This is a genomic window from Paenibacillus sp. p3-SID867, assembly GCF_025142895.1.
Taxonomy (GTDB): Bacteria; Bacillota; Bacilli; order Paenibacillales; family Paenibacillaceae; genus Paenibacillus_AQ.
The window spans coordinates 88,176-105,893 of sequence record NZ_JAMBDM010000006.1 but is presented as its reverse complement, the minus strand read 5'-3'; the positions used below and the strand labels follow the sequence as shown (position 1 = coordinate 105,893).

Genomic DNA, 17,718 nt, shown 5'->3' with positions numbered 1-17,718 from the left:
TGGACGGTCTGTTTTTTGCTGCCGGCCATAGCCAAATTTTAGCAAGGGTTTGATCTTTTTCAAAGAATTGCAGTATATTCATTATACGTTATGTAACCGATTGCAGCTGAAGATGGCGAACGAAGGATCAAGGATCGGGGGACTTATTCATGAAGAAGATGATGCTGGTGTATGGTGCGCTTCTATTGGCTTTTCTCACCTATGTCTTCATGTACAGGCTGGAGGACAAGCGTTCTTCCGCCTGGGAGGAGGGCGGCCTGCATGGCAGCATGGGTGAGAATTATGTCATGGTGACTTTTCAATCCGGCATGGAATACTGGAAAAATATTTTGAAGGGTTTCGAGGATGGAGGGGATGCGCTGGGCGTAACTGTCGATTATCGCGGCTCTACACAATACGACGTGGAGGAACAGATCACTGTTCTGGAACAAGTGATTGCCAAAAAGCCTTCCGGTATCGCCTTGTCGGCCATCGATTCCAAAGCGCTGACGTCGACGATTAATAAAGCCGTGGAAGCCGGGATCCCCGTCGTGCTGTTCGATGCGGATGCGCCTGACAGTAAGGCCTATTCGTTCCTGGCAACCAACAATTACAATGCTGGCGTTGCGGCCGCAGACAAAATGGCGCAGCTTCTCGGCCGGGAAGGGGAGATCGGGATTGTTACCCAGCCCGGGCAGCAGAATCATGATGACCGTTCCGAAGGCTTCAGGGACACTTTAGAGCAGCGATATCCGGGCATGTCCGTGGTGGAGATCAGGGAAGGCAAAGGGGATACCCTCGTTGCCAAAGAGGCTGCTGCCGACATGCTGGACAAGCACCCGGATCTCAAAGGGATCTTCGTAACGGAGGCCAGCGGCGGAATGGGCGTGGCGGATGCCGTGATCGGCGCGGATAAAGCAAACCGGATTACCATCATCGGATTCGATACGAATAAAGGGACGCTGGACCGGATTTCCGATGGAACCATCGCGGCAACGATCGCCCAGGGAACGTGGAATATGGGCTATTGGTCCTTGCAGTATTTGTTTCATCTGCATCATGGTCTTACCGTACCGGCCCCGACGCTCGGCAATGACGTGTCTCCGCTTCCAACAAGGGTGGACACCGGGATTTCCATTGTGACCCGAGAGAATGTGAATGATTATTATGCAAAATAGAAACAGAGCGGAATCCTGGCGCGAAGGCATCTCGCGTTGGCTGCGGTTCGGGGATTTGCCGCTGAGATACAAGCTGGTCATTTTGTTCCTCATGGTTGGCATCCTGCCCTCAATCGCGCTGGGTGTCCTCGTCAATTGGACGGTTAACCGCATTGTGGATCAGCAGGTAACCTCGAACACGATTCAATTGATCGGAAAGGTCAATCAGACCCTGGACAATGATATGGAGAATCTCCAGAACATTACGTATTTGATCGGATTTGACCCGCGCACGGAACGATTTCTGAATGGGGAAATTCAAGGGGACAAGCCAGCCGTTGGAACCGAAGATACGGGTAATTCCGGCCTACGAACGTCCTCGGTCAAGCAGGACAATGCGGAGAATTACGAGATTAAGCGGTACCTTCAAGGCTTCACGACGCTGTACCCGGAAATCGCCTCTATTCTTCTGGTCAATCGCGAGGGAGAGTATATCAGTAACGAAATGTACGCACGCAGTCCGGCAAGTTTGACGGAGGAAGAATGGTACCGCGAGGCTGTTTTAAATGAAGGGATTTTTACCGTGCTTGGCCATCCGGCAGAGCGTAATGTCACCACCCATGTTCATTACGGCAACGAGGAACTGGTATCGGTCGTTCGCTCGATTGTGGATCCGGATACGAGGGAAGTAACCGGTGCGGTATTGATCGATTTGAAGCTGCGGGCAGTCGCAAGAGCGGTCCGGGATGTCACGCTTGGAAAGAGCGGATATTTGATGGTGGCAGAGGCCGGCGGCTCCAGCATCTATGCTCCGGAGGATTCCATCATTCCGTCCATTCCCCCCTCGTGGTTTCCGGAAGAGGACAGCGGCGCCTTGATCCGCGAGGTGAACGGGGAGCGTCTGCAATTGATATACGGCACCTCCTCCTTTACTGGCTGGCGAACGATCGGCGTATTTCCAACCAGCGAATCGGTGTATGAGGTCCGGGAGATTCGTTTCTATATGATTTGTTTCTTGTTTGTGGTGTGCTTGTTTGGGGTTGCGGCATCCTATACGCTTTCACAGTCAATATCCAGACCGATCTGGCAGCTCATGTCCTTCATGCAAAAAGCCGAATCCGGGGATTTGACGACCCGTTACTGGGGAAACCGGCAGGATGAGGTGGGTATGCTTGGCCGCAGCTTTAACCGCATGCTTCTGCAGATTCGCAAGCTGATGAAGCTGAGCGAGCTGCGGGAAAAGCAGAAGCGCGAAGCGGAGCTGCGCAGCCTGCAGGCTCACATTAAGCCGCATTTTCTGTACAACACACTGGATACGATTCATTGGATGGCTCGCAAGAAAGGGGCGGATGATGTATCGGATCTGGTGGAATCCTTGTCGCGGCTGTTTCGGATTGGGCTCAGCAAAGGGGATGATATCATTCCCATGTCCGATGAATGGACGCATATCAGCAGTTACCTGCAAATACAAAAAACGCGTTACCGCGACAGGCTGCAAGTTGAGATGGAGCTTTCGCCAGAGGCTGAGAAATTGTATGTGCTGAAGCTCTTACTGCAGCCGATCGTGGAAAACGCGATATACCACGGCATTAAGGCCCGTAGAGGGCCTGGGCGAATTGTCATCAAAGCCCAGGTGAACGGAGATGTTCTTCTCCTTAGCGTCCAGGATAATGGGGCCGGCATGTCTTCTGATCGGCTGGAGGCGCTTCGCAAACAGCTTGCCGACCCGGTAACCGCCATGGAGGCGACCCCGGGAGAAGGGCTGGGCGGAAACCGAAGCTACGGCATGCTGAATGTGCAGGCACGTATCAAGTTAACGTTCGGCGATGAGTACGGAATCACGATTGACAGTACAGAGAACGAGGGAACCACGGTAGTGATTACGCACCCGCTGGTACATGCCGTTCCTTCGTCCTCCGATCATGATGGGAGAGACAGGTTATGAAGAGAGCGTATCAAGTCTTGATTGCCGACGATGAGCCAATTATCCGCGAGGGCATTCGGGATGCAGTCGACTGGGAGGCACTCGGCATGGAAGTGGCTGCCGAAGCGGAGGATGGCGAAGAGGCGCTGGAGCTTGCGCTCAGCCAACCGATTGACATTATGCTGGTCGATATGAATATGCCGTTCCTGGACGGCATCGGGCTCATGAAGCGGATGAAGGAAGAGCGTCCCGAATGCCGGTTCGTCATTATTACCGGCCATGACGAATTTGCTTATGCGCAGGAAGCGATCCGGCTCGGGGTTAAGGATTATATATTGAAGCCGGTGAATGCTGAGCACCTGATCCAGGTGCTCAGCAGCGTTCGGGATGAGCTGAACGACCATCAAATGCAGGAGAACTACCTTAAGAAGGCGTCCGAGCAAATCGAGAAGAACATTCCGCTGCTGCGGGAACGGTTCTGCCTCGAATGGATGCATGGCCTGCTGGATGAGCAGGAGGCGCTCGAGCAGCTGAAATTTCTGGGACTGCCGCCTTGCCGTCCATCCCGGATCGGCATCGCCAGATGGACGGAGATGACGGCTCCGCAGCCTTTGATGAAGGAAAGCGACCGGCAGTTGTATCTGTTCGCGATGGAAAATATAATCGCCGAGCTGTTTCATCCCGCGCCCTGCGTTTTGTTCCGGGATCACACCGGATGGATCGGCATCTGCTGCTGGGGAGTAGCGGATTCGAATATTGCGGCCGATGCCGAGCAGCTGATCCAGAAGTACTTAAAGCTGGCCGTGAATGTACATCTGGAGCCTGTTTCGGAGGAAGCGGACGGCGCGGTTGCAGCCGCTTATGAGGCTTGCCGGGAAGGGGTGTTCAAGGAGGCGCAGCTCTCTCCGCTGGTACGGCGGGCTCGTCAGCTCATCCAGGAACAGTATGCCGTTCGGGAGCTGACGCTGGAATCTTTTGCCCAGGCCCTGCAGGTTTCGCCCGTCTATCTGAGCCGGACGCTAAAGAAAGAACTGGGCACGTCTTTTATCACGCTCATGACCCAGACGAGGATTCAGAAAGCAATCCAGCTGCTCAACTCCACCGAGCTTAGCATCCTGGACATCGCGGAGCGGGTAGGGTATGACAGCCAGCATTATTTCAGCACGGCTTTTAAGAAGGTGATGGGGGTATCGCCGAACCGGTACCGCAAAGGGGCGACGGTTCAGGAAGAGTAAGCGGTTGAGTGAAGGCGAGAGTCTCTGTTTTGTTGGTATAACCAACTAAACAGAGGCTTTTTTTATGCAGGTAACCGCTTGAGACATGCTGTGTACGGAGCCGGAACGTTAAGCAGCCATGCACACTCGCACGAATCCCAAACAACAAAAGTATGAAAATTATAAAAAAGGTTGTTTTCGTGGAAAGACCCCTCCACCTGATGGGATGTATCCTTTTTAGTACAGAGAGGCTTTTCGAACCTTCGGTTGTAAGCGCTCTCGATTCCATTTTTCGGAAAGGGGAACTACCGATGAAGAGAGGATTGCCAGGATTGCTGATCGCGGTGCTGCTCTTGGCCCTGACGGCCTGCAACCTCGCCGAAAGCCAAACCGGCGATGCTGAGAAGGGATACGTCGGCCTTGCGATGCCAACGAAATCATCCGAACGCTGGGTGGCTGACGGAAAGAACATGGAGCGGCTTTTTCAGGAAAAGGGATATAAAACCGATCTTCAATTCGCCGAGGACGTGATTGAAAACCAGATTTCCCAAATCGAGAACATGATTACGAAGGGGGTCGACGTTATCGTCATTGCTTCCATTGACGGCAATACGCTGACAGACGTGATCAAGAAGGCTCATGATCAGGGAATTAAGGTTATCGCTTATGACCGGTTAATTCGAAATACCGAGCATTTAAGTTATTATGCCACCTTCGACAATTTCCAGGTCGGTGTTCAGCAAGCATCTTATATTGAAGAGAAGCTTGGCCTGAAGGAAGGGAAGGGTCCGTACAATATCGAGCTGTTCGGCGGATCGCCGGACGATAATAATGCTTACTTCTTCTATGACGGCGCGATGTCCGTGCTGAAGCCTTACATGGATTCAGGCAAGCTTGTGGTTCGGAGCAAGCAGACCACGATGGCCCAGATTGCGACCCTGCGCTGGGATGGGGCTTTGGCTCAGTCGCGGATGGATAACCTGATCAGTGCCAACTATTCGAGCGAAAATTTGGATGCGGTGCTGTCGCCCTACGACGGGATCAGCATTGGCATCATCTCTTCACTCAAGGGCGTAGGCTACGGGACGGCGGCCAAGCCGCTGCCGATCATCACGGGTCAGGATGCCGAGCTAGCTTCCATTAAATCGATCGTGGCTGGAGAGCAAACACAGACGGTGTTCAAGGACACACGCCAGCTCGCCGAACAAGCGGTTAAGATGGCGGAGAGCGTGCTGAAGGGAGAAGAGGCCGAGGTCAACGATACCGAATCGTACGATAACGGCATCAAGGTCGTGCCAGCCTATCTGCTCCCTCCCGTATCCGTTGATGCTTCCAACGTGGAGAAAGAGGTTGTGGAGACGGGCTATTATTCCAAGGAAGAAATCGGATTGAAATAGTCTTTAGGCAGCGAACACGAAACGATAGGAAGGTGAAGCCAGATGTCAGAGTATATTCTTGAAATGCGGAATATTACGAAAGCGTTTCCCGGGGTGAAGGCGCTGGATAACGTGAATCTGAAAGTTCGCGAAGGCGAAATCCACTCCCTGTGCGGGGAGAACGGAGCGGGCAAATCCACGCTGATGAAAGTGCTGAGCGGGGTGTATCCACACGGCTCGTATGAGGGAGATATTTTGTTCAAAGGCAGCGTCTGCCAATTCAAAAATATTAAGCAAAGTGAAGACCTGGGCATCGTCATCATCCATCAGGAGCTTGCGTTGATCCCGTATCTGTCGATTGCCGAGAACATTTACTTGGGGAACGAGCGCGCCGAGAAGGGCATCATGAACTGGAACGAGACGATGATCGGAGCTAAAGAGCTGCTGGATAAGGTGGGACTCAGCGAAAACCCGAACACGCAGGTCGGCAGCATTGGCGTCGGCAAGCAGCAGCTCGTCGAAATCGCGAAGGCCTTATCGAAGAAGGTGAAGCTGCTTATTCTGGACGAACCGACGGCGGCGCTCAACGAGGACGACAGCGAGAACCTGCTTGAGCTGATGCTGGAATTCAAGAAGCAGGGAATCTCCTGCATCCTGATCTCCCATAAGTTGAACGAGGTGTCAAAGGTATCGGATTCCATTACGATTCTGCGCGATGGTCAGACGATCGAAACGCTCGATATGAGAGGCGGCGAGGTGAACGAGGACCGGATCATCCGCGGCATGGTCGGCCGGGATTTGACGAACCGCTACCCGGAGCGGACACCAAAGATCGGGGAAGTCATTCTGGAGATTAAGGATTGGACGGTGTATCACGAGCAGCAAGCAAGCCGCAAAGTAATTGATAAAGTTAATATGAATATCCGCCGGGGGGAAATCGTGGGCATTGCCGGGCTGATGGGTTCCGGCCGGACCGAGCTTGCGATGAGTGTTTTCGGTAAGGCATACGGCAGGAATATTACAGGAACATTGCGCAAAGACGGGAAGGAAATCCGGAATCAATCTATTACCGAGGCGATAGAAAACGGCTTTGCTTACGTTACCGAGGACCGCAAGGAATACGGGCTGATCCTCATGGACGATATTAAACGCAACATCTCGCTGACCGGACTGTCCAAGCTGGCAAAGAACATGGTCATTGATGAAAGGGAAGAAATCCTCGTGGCGGAGGATATGCGGAAGAAGCTGAAAATCAAAACGCCGAACATTCTCCAGAAGACGGGAAACCTCAGCGGGGGGAACCAGCAGAAGGTTGTCTTGAGTAAATGGATATATGCCGAGCCGGACATTCTGATTCTGGATGAGCCGACGCGGGGGATTGACGTTGGGGCCAAATACGAGATTTACGCGATCATTAATCAGCTGGCGGATGAGGGCAAGGGCGTGCTTGTCATTTCCTCGGAGCTGCCGGAGATTATAGGGATCTGCGACCGGATTTATGTCATGAGCGCGGGACGGCTCACCGGAGAAGTTAGCAGAGAGCAGGCTTCGCAGGAAACCTTGATGAGATACATGACCAAGAATGGAGGGGCTTAAGATGGAGACACTCAAAAAAATGTTCAAAAACAACATCCGCCAGTACGGGATGATTATCGCCCTTGTTGTCATTATGATATTTTTCCAGATCATTACGGGCGGACTTCTGCTGGAGCCGATCAACATCACGAACCTGATTCTCCAGAACAGCTACATCCTCGTATTAGCCATCGGCATGGTGCTTGTCATTATTACGGGTCATATTGATTTGTCGGTCGGTTCGGTAGCCGCGTTCGTCGGTGCGGTTGCAGCGATCATGATGGTCGATATGCAGCTGCATCCCGTCATTGCCGTCATCGTATCCTTGATCGTCGGCGGTCTGATTGGAGCTTGGCAGGGATTCTGGGTGGCTTATGTGAAAATACCGGCCTTTATCGTAACTCTGGCGGGCATGCTCTTGTTCCGCGGTCTAACCATGATCGTGCTGGAGGGCCAATCCATTGCGCCGTTTCCGGGAGGCTTCCAGAAGCTGAGCTCCGGCTTTATACCGGACTTCGGCAATACCGGCACCAATCTGATCGCCATTCTGGCGGGTATCGTCTTTACGGTTATTTTCCTGATCAATGAGCTTCGCGAGCGAAAATCACATAAAAAATACAACTTCGAAGTTCTGCCAAACGGCTTGTTCCTCTTGAAGCTTATCCTTATCGCGGCGGTGATCAATGCCTTTACGTTCATGCTGGCCAGTTATGCCGGCCTCCCGAACATTCTGATTCTGCTGTTGGTGCTGATCATCATCTATTCCTTTGTGATGAACAAAACCGTGATGGGCCGTCATATTTATGCGCTCGGCGGCAACGAGAAGGCGGCGGCGCTGTCCGGCGTGAAAACCAAGAAGGTCACGTTCTGGGTATTCGTTAATATGGGCGTAATGGCAGCGATCTCCGGGTTGATCTTTGCCGCCCGCTTGAACGCGGCGACGCCAAGAGCCGGCACGAACTTTGAGTTGGATGCCATCGCGGCGAGCTTCATTGGCGGCGCATCGGCTACCGGCGGAATCGGTACGGTCTTTGGCGCCATCATCGGCGGTCTTGTCATGGGCGTGCTCAATAACGGGATGTCGCTGGTAGGTCTTGGCATCGACTGGCAGCAAGGCATCAAGGGTCTGGTTCTTCTCGCGGCGGTAGCCTTCGATATTTATAATAAAAAGAAGAGCAGCGCTGCTTAATTCAAGCAATGTAAAAAATGATAAATGGCTGACTCCGGAGTAGATATGCTGCTATCCGTGAATCAGCCATTTTGGCGTACATATTACATTTTGATCGTAACTCTTCGCGTGATCAGCCGAATCAGAATAAGCGCAATCAGGATGACGATCAGGGAGCCTGCAAGAGAGACCGGCAGCGTAACGGAAAAGTCTGTCGTGACCGGCAGCCACTGTTCCCATATGGAAGCCAGCTCGAATTGCCACAATGCATCCATGAAGGCGATCAACACGAGGGCTAAGGCGATCCACCCCAAGCCGCGAATCCAGTCAAACCGGTAAAATCCGGATCCAATCATCCATCCCATCAGATAGTAGATAAAAATTTGGACGCCATAGGAGACAAGTATCAGCAGCCAGTTGTTATCGAATTTCTGCATCAAGGTGCTGCTGGCATCATGGGAGGTAACCATCCCGATGATCCAATGGACCAGACCCACCACGACTGGAAAGGCCAATGATAGATAGACGGCCGCCAATGCGGCTCCTTTAAAGAAATCCCTGCGCGTAATCCCGTTTCTTACATAATAGCTCAGAAAGCCGTAGGCCGAAATGATGCCGATGACGAGCATAAATCCTTTGGTTGAGCGGTAAGTGATAGAGAAGTAGTCCTCCTCTGCGATTCCTGCGCGAACATTGACACCAATGCTGGTACCGATGCCGACTCCAATATAGATTAGCAGCACAATAAATAGAAATCCCAAGGCCCAGCTGCCTTGATGAATAAACATGTCCGTCGAAACTCTGGTTACGGCAGATGATGTCTTTTTCATGCGGAATATTCCTCCCCCGTCAGATGGATAAACAAGTCCTGGAGCGAGATCGGCCCGATCTCAAGCCCCGCCCGATGTGCGGCCAGCTGAGCTTCCTCGCTTAATTCTCCATAGACCATGACGGCTTTGGTAGAACCGAGCTGCTGCACGTTGAGGACCTTCATACCCTGGATGAATTCATCTACCTTTGCCGCCGGGCCCGTAACGGAAACGCCTCGGGATGTGAGGCTTTCATAATCGTCTTGCAGCACGAACTGGCCTTTGTGAATGATAATGACTTCTTCGAACAGATAATCCATCTCCGAAACCAGGTGGGTGGAGAGAATGAATGTACGGGGATGGCGCTCCTGGTCTTCCAGCAGCTCCCGGTAAAAAATTTCGCGTGACGGCGCATCCATGCCGAGATAAACCTCATCCAATATGGTCACCGGCGAGCGGCTGGCAAGGCCGATGCATACGTTAAAAGCGGACTGCATGCCTTTGGAGAGCTGCTTCAGCTGTTTATCCAGGGGCAAATTGAATTTGCGGGCAAGCTCCAGGGCATAAGCCGTATCAAAATGGGGCCGGTACCTGGCAACGGATTCAATCGCGGCCTTGACCTTGTCGGTCTCGTCTTTATAGTCGACATCGTAGATGAAGGAGACTTCCCTCATGATTTTGGCATTTTCGAAGGGCTGCTCGCCGCCAATCGTAACCGATCCCGATGAGGGTTCACGAAATGAAGCAAGAACAGACAGAAGCGAGGTTTTGCCTGCTCCGTTCCGCCCCAAGAGACCATAAACTTTGCCGGCCGGGAGATGAAACGAAACATTGCGGACGGCTTCGAGGTCACCATATATCACCGATAGGCGATCAAACTGAATATCAAGATTCATGGACGTCACTTCCTTTTAACTGGGTTATGATTTGAAAAAGCTCATCCGTGGATAAGCCGAGTTTGTCTGCTTCCTGTACCATAGGCACCACATAATGTTCCGCAAATGCACTCTTTCGGGTCTGGAGCAGCATTTCCTTGGCCCCCTCTGCAACAAACATGCCGACACCTCGCTTTTTATAGATGAGTCCGGAATCAACCAGGAGGTTGATGCCTTTTAATACCGTGATGTGATTGATTTTGTAAAATTGGGATAGCTGCGTCGTGGAAGGAACCTGTTCACCTTCAAGCAGTAGATCATTCACGATCTGGTCCTCGATCTTCTCCTTGATCTGGATGAACAGGGGCTTATTATCTGGGTGTACGGTACCGCTCAATAAGAATCACCGCCTTGCCTTCATGTCCTGTTAAGGTTATATACTCATATATATGACTATATAACCAAAAGGTGAATCGAATGTCAAGCATTTGGTTGGATATCAAACATCCATCCAGGCGCCTTTGCAGAGAACAACGTCAAAAAAGGCCGACCAGAAGGATCTGGTCGACCTTGACGTGTAGTAATTCTTACGGACTCAGCATACGTTATTTCGTTAAAATAGTCACTATTTTCTTCATACGGACAGGGGAGCTCTTATATACGCTTAAAAGCGGAAATAATCTATATTTTATTAGAATAGCGACTTTCGTGTCCGTTATATTCTGAAAATACGGCATAAATTCTTAAATAACGTCGATGGTGTCCGTTAATATTCTATATATGGGATCTAGCTGCGCTTATCTGGAGATACCTTACCTATCGAGTTCTTCAAATAGCAATATGATTTCACTTTGTTTCCGAATACTCGGAAGCGTCCATGAGAGGGAGTTTTCCCCGTTTCAAATCACGGATCGTCAGTCCAAAATCGATCTGCAGATGCGGATAATCCGGGAAGTTGGCCCAATCGCCGCCCCACTGGAAGCCTAAATCTTTGGCAATTTCCACAACTTCCATCCAGTCAGCCTTGCCGTTTCCGTTCCCGTCATATTCCATATCCCAGATGACGCTTCCATCCTTTAGTCTTAGCGCAAAATCAATCGCAAGTCCATAGTTGTGGAGGGATTCTCCGGCCTTGGCATTCGTCACGATGTCGCCCTCGGTGCTGCGGCCCTGATTGTAGATGCGGGTCTGCTCTTCATGGCTGCGGTAACCGTCCGTTATGATGATCGTGATCCCTTTTTTCTTCGTGAGACGGACAAGCTCATTCTTTTGCTGTAATACATACGGGTGGAGCTGGGTGACTTCAGGTGTTTCTTTACTGTTAAAATCAAACTCGAGATCGTTGATGAATCCCGGTATGGAGGTTTGCAGCTGCATATAAAATATGGCGAGTAATAAGGCAGCAATTAGGAAAAGTGTCGTTTTTTTGCGTTTGATCATGAGGACTCTATAATCTACCTACTTTCATATGATGGCTTACTCTATTATATCGGCATCCCGTCCCGTATTCCAACAGACGGGACCCCCTGACCAGATATCGACATGAATAGCAATCCATGGTTTATCGCATCCTATCCTTAAACATGGACGCTATCCGGAAAAGGGGGAATTGCAATGAATCATATTCAAAATATGTCGATGAGACTCAACCAGTTGTCGGGTCAATTGACCACTGCAGCGCAAAACGGGGGAATGAACGAAGTCGGGATGATCGCAAGTCAGCTCAGCCAGTTCCAAGCCGAGCTTCAAAGCGCTCAAGCTGGGGTTACGCCTGAAACTTCTTCTGCCGTCCGGCAGGAACTGGTGAATTGCCGAATGGTCTTGCATGGGATGATGAACGCAGTGCAGGATATCCGAACAGCTATAGCGGAGCAGTACCGCCAGGTGCTGGGCGAGAACAAAACGGCATTCGAGCAAATGGACGAGACAACGCAGCAGAGCGAGTACGCCGAAGCTTATCAACATCGTCAGCTGTTCCAGCAGATGGACCAAGTCAGCCAGCAGCTTCATCAGCTGGATGGTTCGATGCTGGACGCAGGTTATCAGATGGAGCCGTGACAATTGAGGGGCTGACTTCTGGTACAGACGACAGCGGAAGCATGATGTAAGACTGCTCGATCGGAGGGCGAAACAGGATAACAGGTTTAGGCAGGGTTCGAAATTTTGCAAGCAATAAAAAGGAGCTGCGCGTATAGCGCGGCTCCTTTTGTGATTGAGTTTATGTCCTTAGGCTTTCCGCCATTCCTCGACAGCTTTATGCAGACGAGACAACGCCTCCTGAACGGTGGCACGCGTGCAGGCCAGGTTCATGCGCATAAAACCTTCGCCTTCCTTCCCGAAGGCCGCCCCGCTGTTTAATCCAAGCTTTGCCTCTTGAACCAGGAAGCGATTTAAGTCCTCGTGGGACATGCCCATTCCACGGAAATCAATCCACAGCAGGTAAGTAGCCTCCGGTATAACCACCTTCAGCTCGGGCAGATGCTCCTGTGCGTAATTCGCAACCAGCTCCATGTTCCCGCGGATATAAACCAGGAGTTCATCCAGCCATGGTCCACCCTCACGGTAAGCGGCCTCGGTGGCGGCGGCGCCCATCGGTGTAATGGAGCCGATGGCGTAACGGTTCAGTATTTTGCGGAACTTGCTGCGCAGCTGCGCATTCGAAATGATGATGTTCGCCGTGTTCAGACCGGCGATATTAAACGTCTTGCTTGGCGCGGTGCAGATGATGGAACGCTCGGCGGCATCCTCGGACAGAGCAGCGAATGGCGTATGCGCCCCGGATTCAAACACCAGATCCGCATGGATTTCATCGGATACGACAAGCACATCGTATTGCTGGCAGAGAGAAGCCAGTCGCTCTAATTCTGTTCTGCTCCACACCCGGCCCACCGGGTTGTGCGGACTGCACAGAATGAGCATTTTGACTTTGCCTGTAGAAAAGCTCTTCTCCAAGTCTTCGAAATCCATCGAGTAATCGCCGTCCTCGCTTCGAAGCAGCGGATTATGCACCAGCTCACGACCATGGTCCTGAACGACGCTATAGAATGGCGGATAGACCGGCGTCTGGATGACGACTTGATCGCCCGGCTCGGTGAACGCATCCACGATCAGGCTGAGTGCCGGAACGACACCCGGACAGAATTGAATCCACTCCTGCTGAATACTCCAGCTGTGGCGTTTCTTCATCCAGTCGCATATCGCTTCACGGTAAGAGTCGGAAGGGAACGTATATCCGAATACGCCATGCTCCACCCGTTGATGGAGCGCCTTTACAACGGCGGGAGGCGCGGCAAAGTCCATGTCAGCCACCCACATCGGAAGCGCATCCGGCACGCCGAAGATGGTGGGAACATTGTCCCACTTCTGGCAGTCGGTACAGGTTCGGTCTATTGCAAGATCAAAATTCATATGTAAATTCCTCCTAGCAGAGATGAGTTAGCGTTAAGCTACAAATTTGGCTAATGTAATTAAGCCGGTAATTGTAATTACGTTTAGTATGGTCGATATAAGGACAGTTTGTGCAGCAAAATCAGGCTCATTCTGATATTCTTCCGCCAAGATCGATGAATTTACGCCAACCGGCATGCCTGAAGCAATGATGAGGGCTTGAGCCGGGATACCCTTTAAGCCGAGCAGCAGCACGATCAGAATGCCGATGGCTGGCGCGACCAGCAGACGCAGCAGAACGCTGAGGTAAACATCGAGCCGGCGCAGGCGGAGCGGATATTTAATGATCTGTGCGCCAAGTGTCAGCAGGGCGATCGCGACCATGGATTGGTCCGCATACATCAACGGCTGCGAGATAAAGACCGGGAGCGGCAACGCCAGGGCATGCAGCACGATTCCGATGACGAGGGCATAAGGAACGGGCATTTTCAGAAATCCGATGATGGCCTGTTTGTATAATCCTTCCGTCTTGGCTCCCTGAATGGAAATAACTCCGTACGTGAACGTAAGGAGGCTCTGAAAAGACATGATGAGCGCTTGTACCGAGCCGGCCATAGGATCTCCCTTGAAGGCCAGATCATTGATCGGAAGGCCGTAGTTTCCCGAATTATCGAGCAGAAGGCTGTTGGTAAAAGCAGCTCTCATCCCCCGATTGAATTTGCGCTGCTTGGCAACCAGCATGCTGATCACGTAGAGCACGCCGATATAGAGCGCATAGAATAAGGCCACCATGCCCAGGAGCTGCGGTGACATTTTGGATTCGTACATACTCATAAATACCGCTGCAGGCGTAATGTAGTAAAAGTTGATCTTGGCGAGTGTGTACAAATCGAGTTTAAAGGCATATTGCATAATAATGCCAAAGCCTATCAGGACAAAAATGGGAAGTACCACTTCGAGTAAAATGTCAGCGATCATGCTGTTGTCATCTTCTTTCCATGAGTGTAGCTTAAGATAAATATCTGGCTGTCGTATGACGCCATGTCATTATATCATGACAACGGATTGTTGACACTTGATTCCGTATGGAAAAAAGAACAATTGTTGCTGGCCGCGTTACGGTCGCTTTATATCCAGGCTGTATGCAAAAAAGGGTGCTCCCTTGGCCGATGACCAGGGAACACCCTTGAATGGCTGTAGCAATAGGTGCGTCTGTCGACGCGCCATTATTGTGGGTTGGTTGTCCAAATCCCGGCGGTTTTGACAAAAACGCGCTGCGGGAGCTTCAGTGCAGCGAGCACAAGCTCAGCTACGTCTTCTGGCTGCATCATCCGGTCCTCGTCCCCGATCTTCAGGCCGGCATTGACGGCAAGATCCGTGTTCACGGTGCTTGGGGTCAGTGCGGTCACACGAATGTTGTGTTTGCGGACCTCCTGGAGCACAGCTTCGGTCAGTCCCATAACGGCAAATTTAGAAGCGTTATAGGCAGAGCCCGTGGCGAATCCGCGCTCTCCGGCCGTAGAAGAGATGTTGATGATATCGCCCTTGTTGTGCTCGATCATGCCGGGCAGCGCTGCGCGCGTCATGTAGTAAGTCCCCATCAGATTTACGTCAACGATACGTTTCCAGGCTTCAGGTTCCATTTCCAGCAGATTGCCGAACTGGGCAATGCCCGCATTGTTAATCAGAATGTCTACCGAGCCGAGCTCCATGTTTACCGCTGCAAACGCAGCCTCGGCCTCACTCTGCACGGAAACGTCGGCAACTGCAGCAACGGCTCTGACACCATATTGTTCAGCAACCAGGGCGCTCAGCGGCTCCAGATCAGCTGCCGTACGGGCGACAAGCCCAACGTGCACGCCTTCCTTGGCAAGAGCAATCGCCAGAGCACGTCCAATCCCTTTACCTGCACCCGTGATGAGGGCTGTTTTATTTTTCAGGCTCATGTACACTCACTCCTTCACATCAATAAAAAATATGGTTTCGTTGACCAGTATACCCTGTAGCATCGGCTACTACCAAATGCTTGCATTCCATCGACAGGAATTTGTTATAATCGTAGCAGCGAAAAAACGTAACGCGTTCATTATTATTTCAGGAAGTGGAGGAACAATCTATGCTGCACGCGCTGGATATCATAACCGCTTTTCGGCAGGGGGATGAAGCGGCTGCCAAGAGGTATCCTTGGTTAATGAAACTGGTATCAGCCGAAGAACGAATCGTGAATCTGGAACGGATTGCGTCCATTGGCCAATTGGCCCATGCCAACCCCGTGCTCGATTATGTAGAACGTACATTGAAGATACTGGATTCGCTGCCTGTTTCCTATTGGATCAAAGAACTGCTGGAAGAAGTACTGGTGTGGGCGGAAACGGCCAAGGGCGGAACGATGCGGGATCGACTTCGCTGGCAGCAGTCGGGTATTAACTTGTTCCTTCATAATATCGGGTCTGCCCAGCTATACGAGAGACATATCCGGGACGGCAACGGAACCATGTCTCCGCATGAGGAGATGGTCCACACACTCATACTTACCCATGGACTGCTTGGGCAACACATTCGCGGGGAAGTCGCTTTTGAGGAGAATCTGCCGCTGCATAAGCTTACGGAGGAAGGACGGCTGACCGCGGATGAGTTGATCCGGCTGCTAATCCCCTTGAATCACTGCATCATCGGCGGCGTATCGGAGGAGCTCTGGCATTCCGTTCAGGAAGAAATAACTCAGCTTATTCGGAATCTTGCCGAAGGGACCGTACCGGATCGGTGGACTTACGAGGAACGGCTGCGCCGTCTTCGATCCGTTTCGATTGCCCGCGGAGAAGACTTCGATAAGCAGCTTCATGGGATTCGTGAGCAGTGTGATCTGTCAGCTGTTCTGCATGGATTTCAGGATATGACGCTCTGGTACGTGGAAGCCGCCCTGCAGGATTTCTCGTTGGAAGAATTCGTGAAAGTTCTTCTGCTTGCTCTCCATTCGGAGAAGCGGGACCCGGATCAGCCGCTTGCGGAGGGGCAAGGGGATCGGCTGCTTCCGGAATCGGTGAACCACTTAAGCTTTGAGCCGCTGATGAACGATATGTATTACGATTACAAAGGCGTCAAGAAGCTGAACGTATATAAGAAGAGAATGATTGAACAATATTTGCGCCAAACGGATTGGGCGTCTTGCCTTCATGGGTCGGTGATGGCCAACCCGCATCTGAGCCACCGGATTGAACGGAAGCCGGAGCTGCCGGATACGGTATTTTTTACCTTCGAATTCTCGCAAGCAGCGGAGAAATTAATTGAATTTTGCATCGAAGCGGAGAAATCGCCCCTCTATGAGAAAGCGGTCCTGCTTCTGTTCGACCTGTTCGGCCTGCGCCGCGACGCCTACGACAGATTTCATAACGAAGAGAGTTATTTGAGCGATATGAACAGCACGGGAGATTATAAAAAAGTGATTCTGGATTATATTACGGGAACGGCGGTGCTGGATATCGGTCCCGGAGGCGGCGTGCTGCTTGACCTGATCGAGGAACGGCTGCCGCAAGCGCGTCCGGTCGGGATCGACATTTCCTCGAACGTGATTGAAGCGCTGGAGAAACGTAAACGTTTGGAGCACAAAGCATGGGAAGTGATGAAGGGGGACGCGTTGAACCTCAGGGATTACGTGGAGCCGGGGAGTGTGGATACGGTTATCTTCTCTTCAATCTTACATGAGTTGTATTCGTACATTGAGACGGACGGTTCACGCTTTAATACGGCGACCGTGGAGGCAGCCTTGCTCAGTGCCTATGACGTGCTTGCTCCAAGGGGGCGCATCATCATCCGTGACGGGATTATGACCGAGCCAGAGGATGCATGGAGAAGGATTCGCTTCCTTGAGGCTGACGGTATGGAATGGCTGATCCGATATGCCTCGGATTTCAAAGGGCGGGTCATATCATACGAGCAGCTGGCCGAGGCGGAAGTGCGCATGCCCGTGAACGATGCAATGGAGTTCCTGTACACCTATACTTGGGGCGCTGAAGCTTACGTTCATGAAGTGCAAGAGCAGTTTGGCTACTTTACGCCTACGCAGTATGCGGAATGTATACGCAGGACGCTAGGTCCTGAGGCGATCATCCGCGTGGAGCAGCATTATCTGCAGGAAGGATATGCCGAGGCATTGGCTGATCGAATCGAATTCATGGATGAAGATGGGAAGCCGGTGAAGCTGCCTGACAGCACTTGCTTGTACGTCATCGAGAAGCCGGCCCATTCCTAGAAGAG

The 17,718-nt window shown here is 51.7% G+C and carries 15 protein-coding genes; 8 read left to right on the top strand and 7 right to left on the bottom strand.

Annotated features, from left to right (window positions below; translation table 11 throughout):
* Positions 1 to 149: 149 nt before the first annotated feature.
* The 6 genes from M4D81_RS14080 (at position 150) to mmsB (ending at position 8,414) form a co-directional block, all read left to right on the top strand.
* Positions 150 to 1,157: a substrate-binding domain-containing protein gene (locus tag M4D81_RS14080; protein ID WP_071223525.1), complete on the top strand. Its 1,008-nt coding sequence runs from the start codon at positions 150 to 152 to the stop codon at positions 1,155 to 1,157.
* Positions 1,138 to 3,081, top strand: a complete 1,944-nt coding sequence (locus M4D81_RS14075) for a cache domain-containing sensor histidine kinase (protein ID WP_397376691.1) — start codon at positions 1,138 to 1,140, stop codon at positions 3,079 to 3,081. Before M4D81_RS14080 ends, M4D81_RS14075 begins: the two co-directional genes overlap by 20 nt.
* Entirely contained in the window at positions 3,078 to 4,295 is a 1,218-nt protein-coding gene (locus M4D81_RS14070) for a response regulator transcription factor (protein ID WP_260066952.1), read from the top strand. The genes M4D81_RS14075 and M4D81_RS14070 overlap by 4 nt, the downstream gene beginning before the upstream one ends.
* A gap of 290 nt (positions 4,296 to 4,585) precedes the next feature.
* Complete coding sequence (gene chvE / locus M4D81_RS14065) at positions 4,586 to 5,671, top strand: multiple monosaccharide ABC transporter substrate-binding protein (protein WP_260066951.1); 1,086 nt, start codon at positions 4,586 to 4,588, stop codon at positions 5,669 to 5,671.
* A gap of 42 nt (positions 5,672 to 5,713) precedes the next feature.
* Positions 5,714 to 7,246, top strand: coding sequence for a multiple monosaccharide ABC transporter ATP-binding protein (gene mmsA, locus M4D81_RS14060; protein ID WP_071223522.1), 1,533 nt, complete (start codon positions 5,714 to 5,716; stop codon positions 7,244 to 7,246).
* 1 nt (position 7,247) lies between these two features.
* Entirely contained in the window at positions 7,248 to 8,414 is a 1,167-nt protein-coding gene (gene mmsB / locus M4D81_RS14055) for a multiple monosaccharide ABC transporter permease (protein WP_071223521.1), read from the top strand.
* An 83-nt stretch (positions 8,415 to 8,497) separates the two neighbouring features.
* Here the strand turns inward: mmsB and M4D81_RS14050 are convergent, their stop codons facing one another.
* The 4 genes from M4D81_RS14050 to M4D81_RS14035 form a co-directional block, all read right to left on the bottom strand.
* The gene (locus M4D81_RS14050) at positions 8,498 to 9,223 is read right to left on the bottom strand and encodes a Tat pathway signal protein (RefSeq protein ID WP_260066950.1); all 726 of its coding nucleotides are present in this window, start codon (positions 9,221 to 9,223) and stop codon (positions 8,498 to 8,500) included.
* Complete coding sequence (locus tag M4D81_RS14045) at positions 9,220 to 10,098, bottom strand: ATP-binding cassette domain-containing protein (RefSeq protein ID WP_071223519.1); 879 nt, start codon at positions 10,096 to 10,098, stop codon at positions 9,220 to 9,222. Before M4D81_RS14045 ends, M4D81_RS14050 begins: the two co-directional genes overlap by 4 nt.
* Positions 10,088 to 10,474, bottom strand: coding sequence for a GntR family transcriptional regulator (locus M4D81_RS14040; protein ID WP_071223518.1), 387 nt, complete (start codon positions 10,472 to 10,474; stop codon positions 10,088 to 10,090). The genes M4D81_RS14045 and M4D81_RS14040 overlap by 11 nt, the downstream gene beginning before the upstream one ends.
* 449 nt (positions 10,475 to 10,923) lie before the next feature.
* Positions 10,924 to 11,517 (bottom strand): M15 family metallopeptidase, encoded by a 594-nt coding sequence (locus M4D81_RS14035; protein WP_260066949.1) that lies wholly within the window; start codon positions 11,515 to 11,517, stop codon positions 10,924 to 10,926.
* Positions 11,518 to 11,691: 174 nt separating this feature from the next.
* Between M4D81_RS14035 and M4D81_RS14030 the strand changes: the two genes are divergently transcribed.
* The gene (locus M4D81_RS14030) at positions 11,692 to 12,135 is read left to right on the top strand and encodes a hypothetical protein (protein ID WP_260066948.1); all 444 of its coding nucleotides are present in this window, start codon (positions 11,692 to 11,694) and stop codon (positions 12,133 to 12,135) included.
* Positions 12,136 to 12,303: 168 nt separating this feature from the next.
* On the opposite strand, the gene M4D81_RS14025 is transcribed toward M4D81_RS14030, so the two are convergent.
* From M4D81_RS14025 to M4D81_RS14015, 3 genes are all read right to left on the bottom strand, one after another.
* Positions 12,304 to 13,485 (bottom strand): MalY/PatB family protein, encoded by a 1,182-nt coding sequence (locus M4D81_RS14025; RefSeq protein ID WP_260066947.1) that lies wholly within the window; start codon positions 13,483 to 13,485, stop codon positions 12,304 to 12,306.
* A 33-nt stretch (positions 13,486 to 13,518) separates the two neighbouring features.
* Entirely contained in the window at positions 13,519 to 14,442 is a 924-nt protein-coding gene (locus M4D81_RS14020; protein WP_071223514.1) for an AEC family transporter, read from the bottom strand.
* 248 nt (positions 14,443 to 14,690) lie between these two features.
* Positions 14,691 to 15,410, bottom strand: a complete 720-nt coding sequence (locus M4D81_RS14015) for a 3-ketoacyl-ACP reductase (RefSeq protein WP_071223513.1) — start codon at positions 15,408 to 15,410, stop codon at positions 14,691 to 14,693.
* A gap of 170 nt (positions 15,411 to 15,580) precedes the next feature.
* Here M4D81_RS14015 and M4D81_RS14010 point away from each other — a divergent pair, with 170 nt between their 5' ends.
* Complete coding sequence (locus M4D81_RS14010) at positions 15,581 to 17,713, top strand: class I SAM-dependent methyltransferase (protein ID WP_260066946.1); 2,133 nt, start codon at positions 15,581 to 15,583, stop codon at positions 17,711 to 17,713.
* Positions 17,714 to 17,718: the final 5 nt, after the last annotated feature.

Excerpts from the sequence above, each read along its gene's own strand:
- M4D81_RS14050 (WP_260066950.1), bottom strand. The coding sequence starts at position 9,223 with ATGAAAAAGACATCATCTGCCGTAACCAGAGTTTCGACGGACATGTTT.
- M4D81_RS14075 (WP_397376691.1), top strand. The coding sequence starts at position 1,138 with ATGATTATTATGCAAAATAGAAACAGAGCGGAATCCTGGCGCGAAGGC.
- mmsB (WP_071223521.1), top strand. The coding sequence starts at position 7,248 with ATGGAGACACTCAAAAAAATGTTCAAAAACAACATCCGCCAGTACGGG.
- M4D81_RS14020 (WP_071223514.1), bottom strand. The coding sequence starts at position 14,442 with ATGATCGCTGACATTTTACTCGAAGTGGTACTTCCCATTTTTGTCCTG.
- M4D81_RS14030 (WP_260066948.1), top strand. The coding sequence starts at position 11,692 with ATGAATCATATTCAAAATATGTCGATGAGACTCAACCAGTTGTCGGGT.
- chvE (WP_260066951.1), top strand. The coding sequence starts at position 4,586 with ATGAAGAGAGGATTGCCAGGATTGCTGATCGCGGTGCTGCTCTTGGCC.
- M4D81_RS14035 (WP_260066949.1), bottom strand. The coding sequence starts at position 11,517 with ATGATCAAACGCAAAAAAACGACACTTTTCCTAATTGCTGCCTTATTA.
- mmsA (WP_071223522.1), top strand. The coding sequence starts at position 5,714 with ATGTCAGAGTATATTCTTGAAATGCGGAATATTACGAAAGCGTTTCCC.
- M4D81_RS14070 (WP_260066952.1), top strand. The coding sequence starts at position 3,078 with ATGAAGAGAGCGTATCAAGTCTTGATTGCCGACGATGAGCCAATTATC.
- M4D81_RS14010 (WP_260066946.1), top strand. The coding sequence starts at position 15,581 with ATGCTGCACGCGCTGGATATCATAACCGCTTTTCGGCAGGGGGATGAA.
- M4D81_RS14080 (WP_071223525.1), top strand. The coding sequence starts at position 150 with ATGAAGAAGATGATGCTGGTGTATGGTGCGCTTCTATTGGCTTTTCTC.
- M4D81_RS14015 (WP_071223513.1), bottom strand. The coding sequence starts at position 15,410 with ATGAGCCTGAAAAATAAAACAGCCCTCATCACGGGTGCAGGTAAAGGG.
- M4D81_RS14025 (WP_260066947.1), bottom strand. The coding sequence starts at position 13,485 with ATGAATTTTGATCTTGCAATAGACCGAACCTGTACCGACTGCCAGAAG.
- M4D81_RS14045 (WP_071223519.1), bottom strand. The coding sequence starts at position 10,098 with ATGAATCTTGATATTCAGTTTGATCGCCTATCGGTGATATATGGTGAC.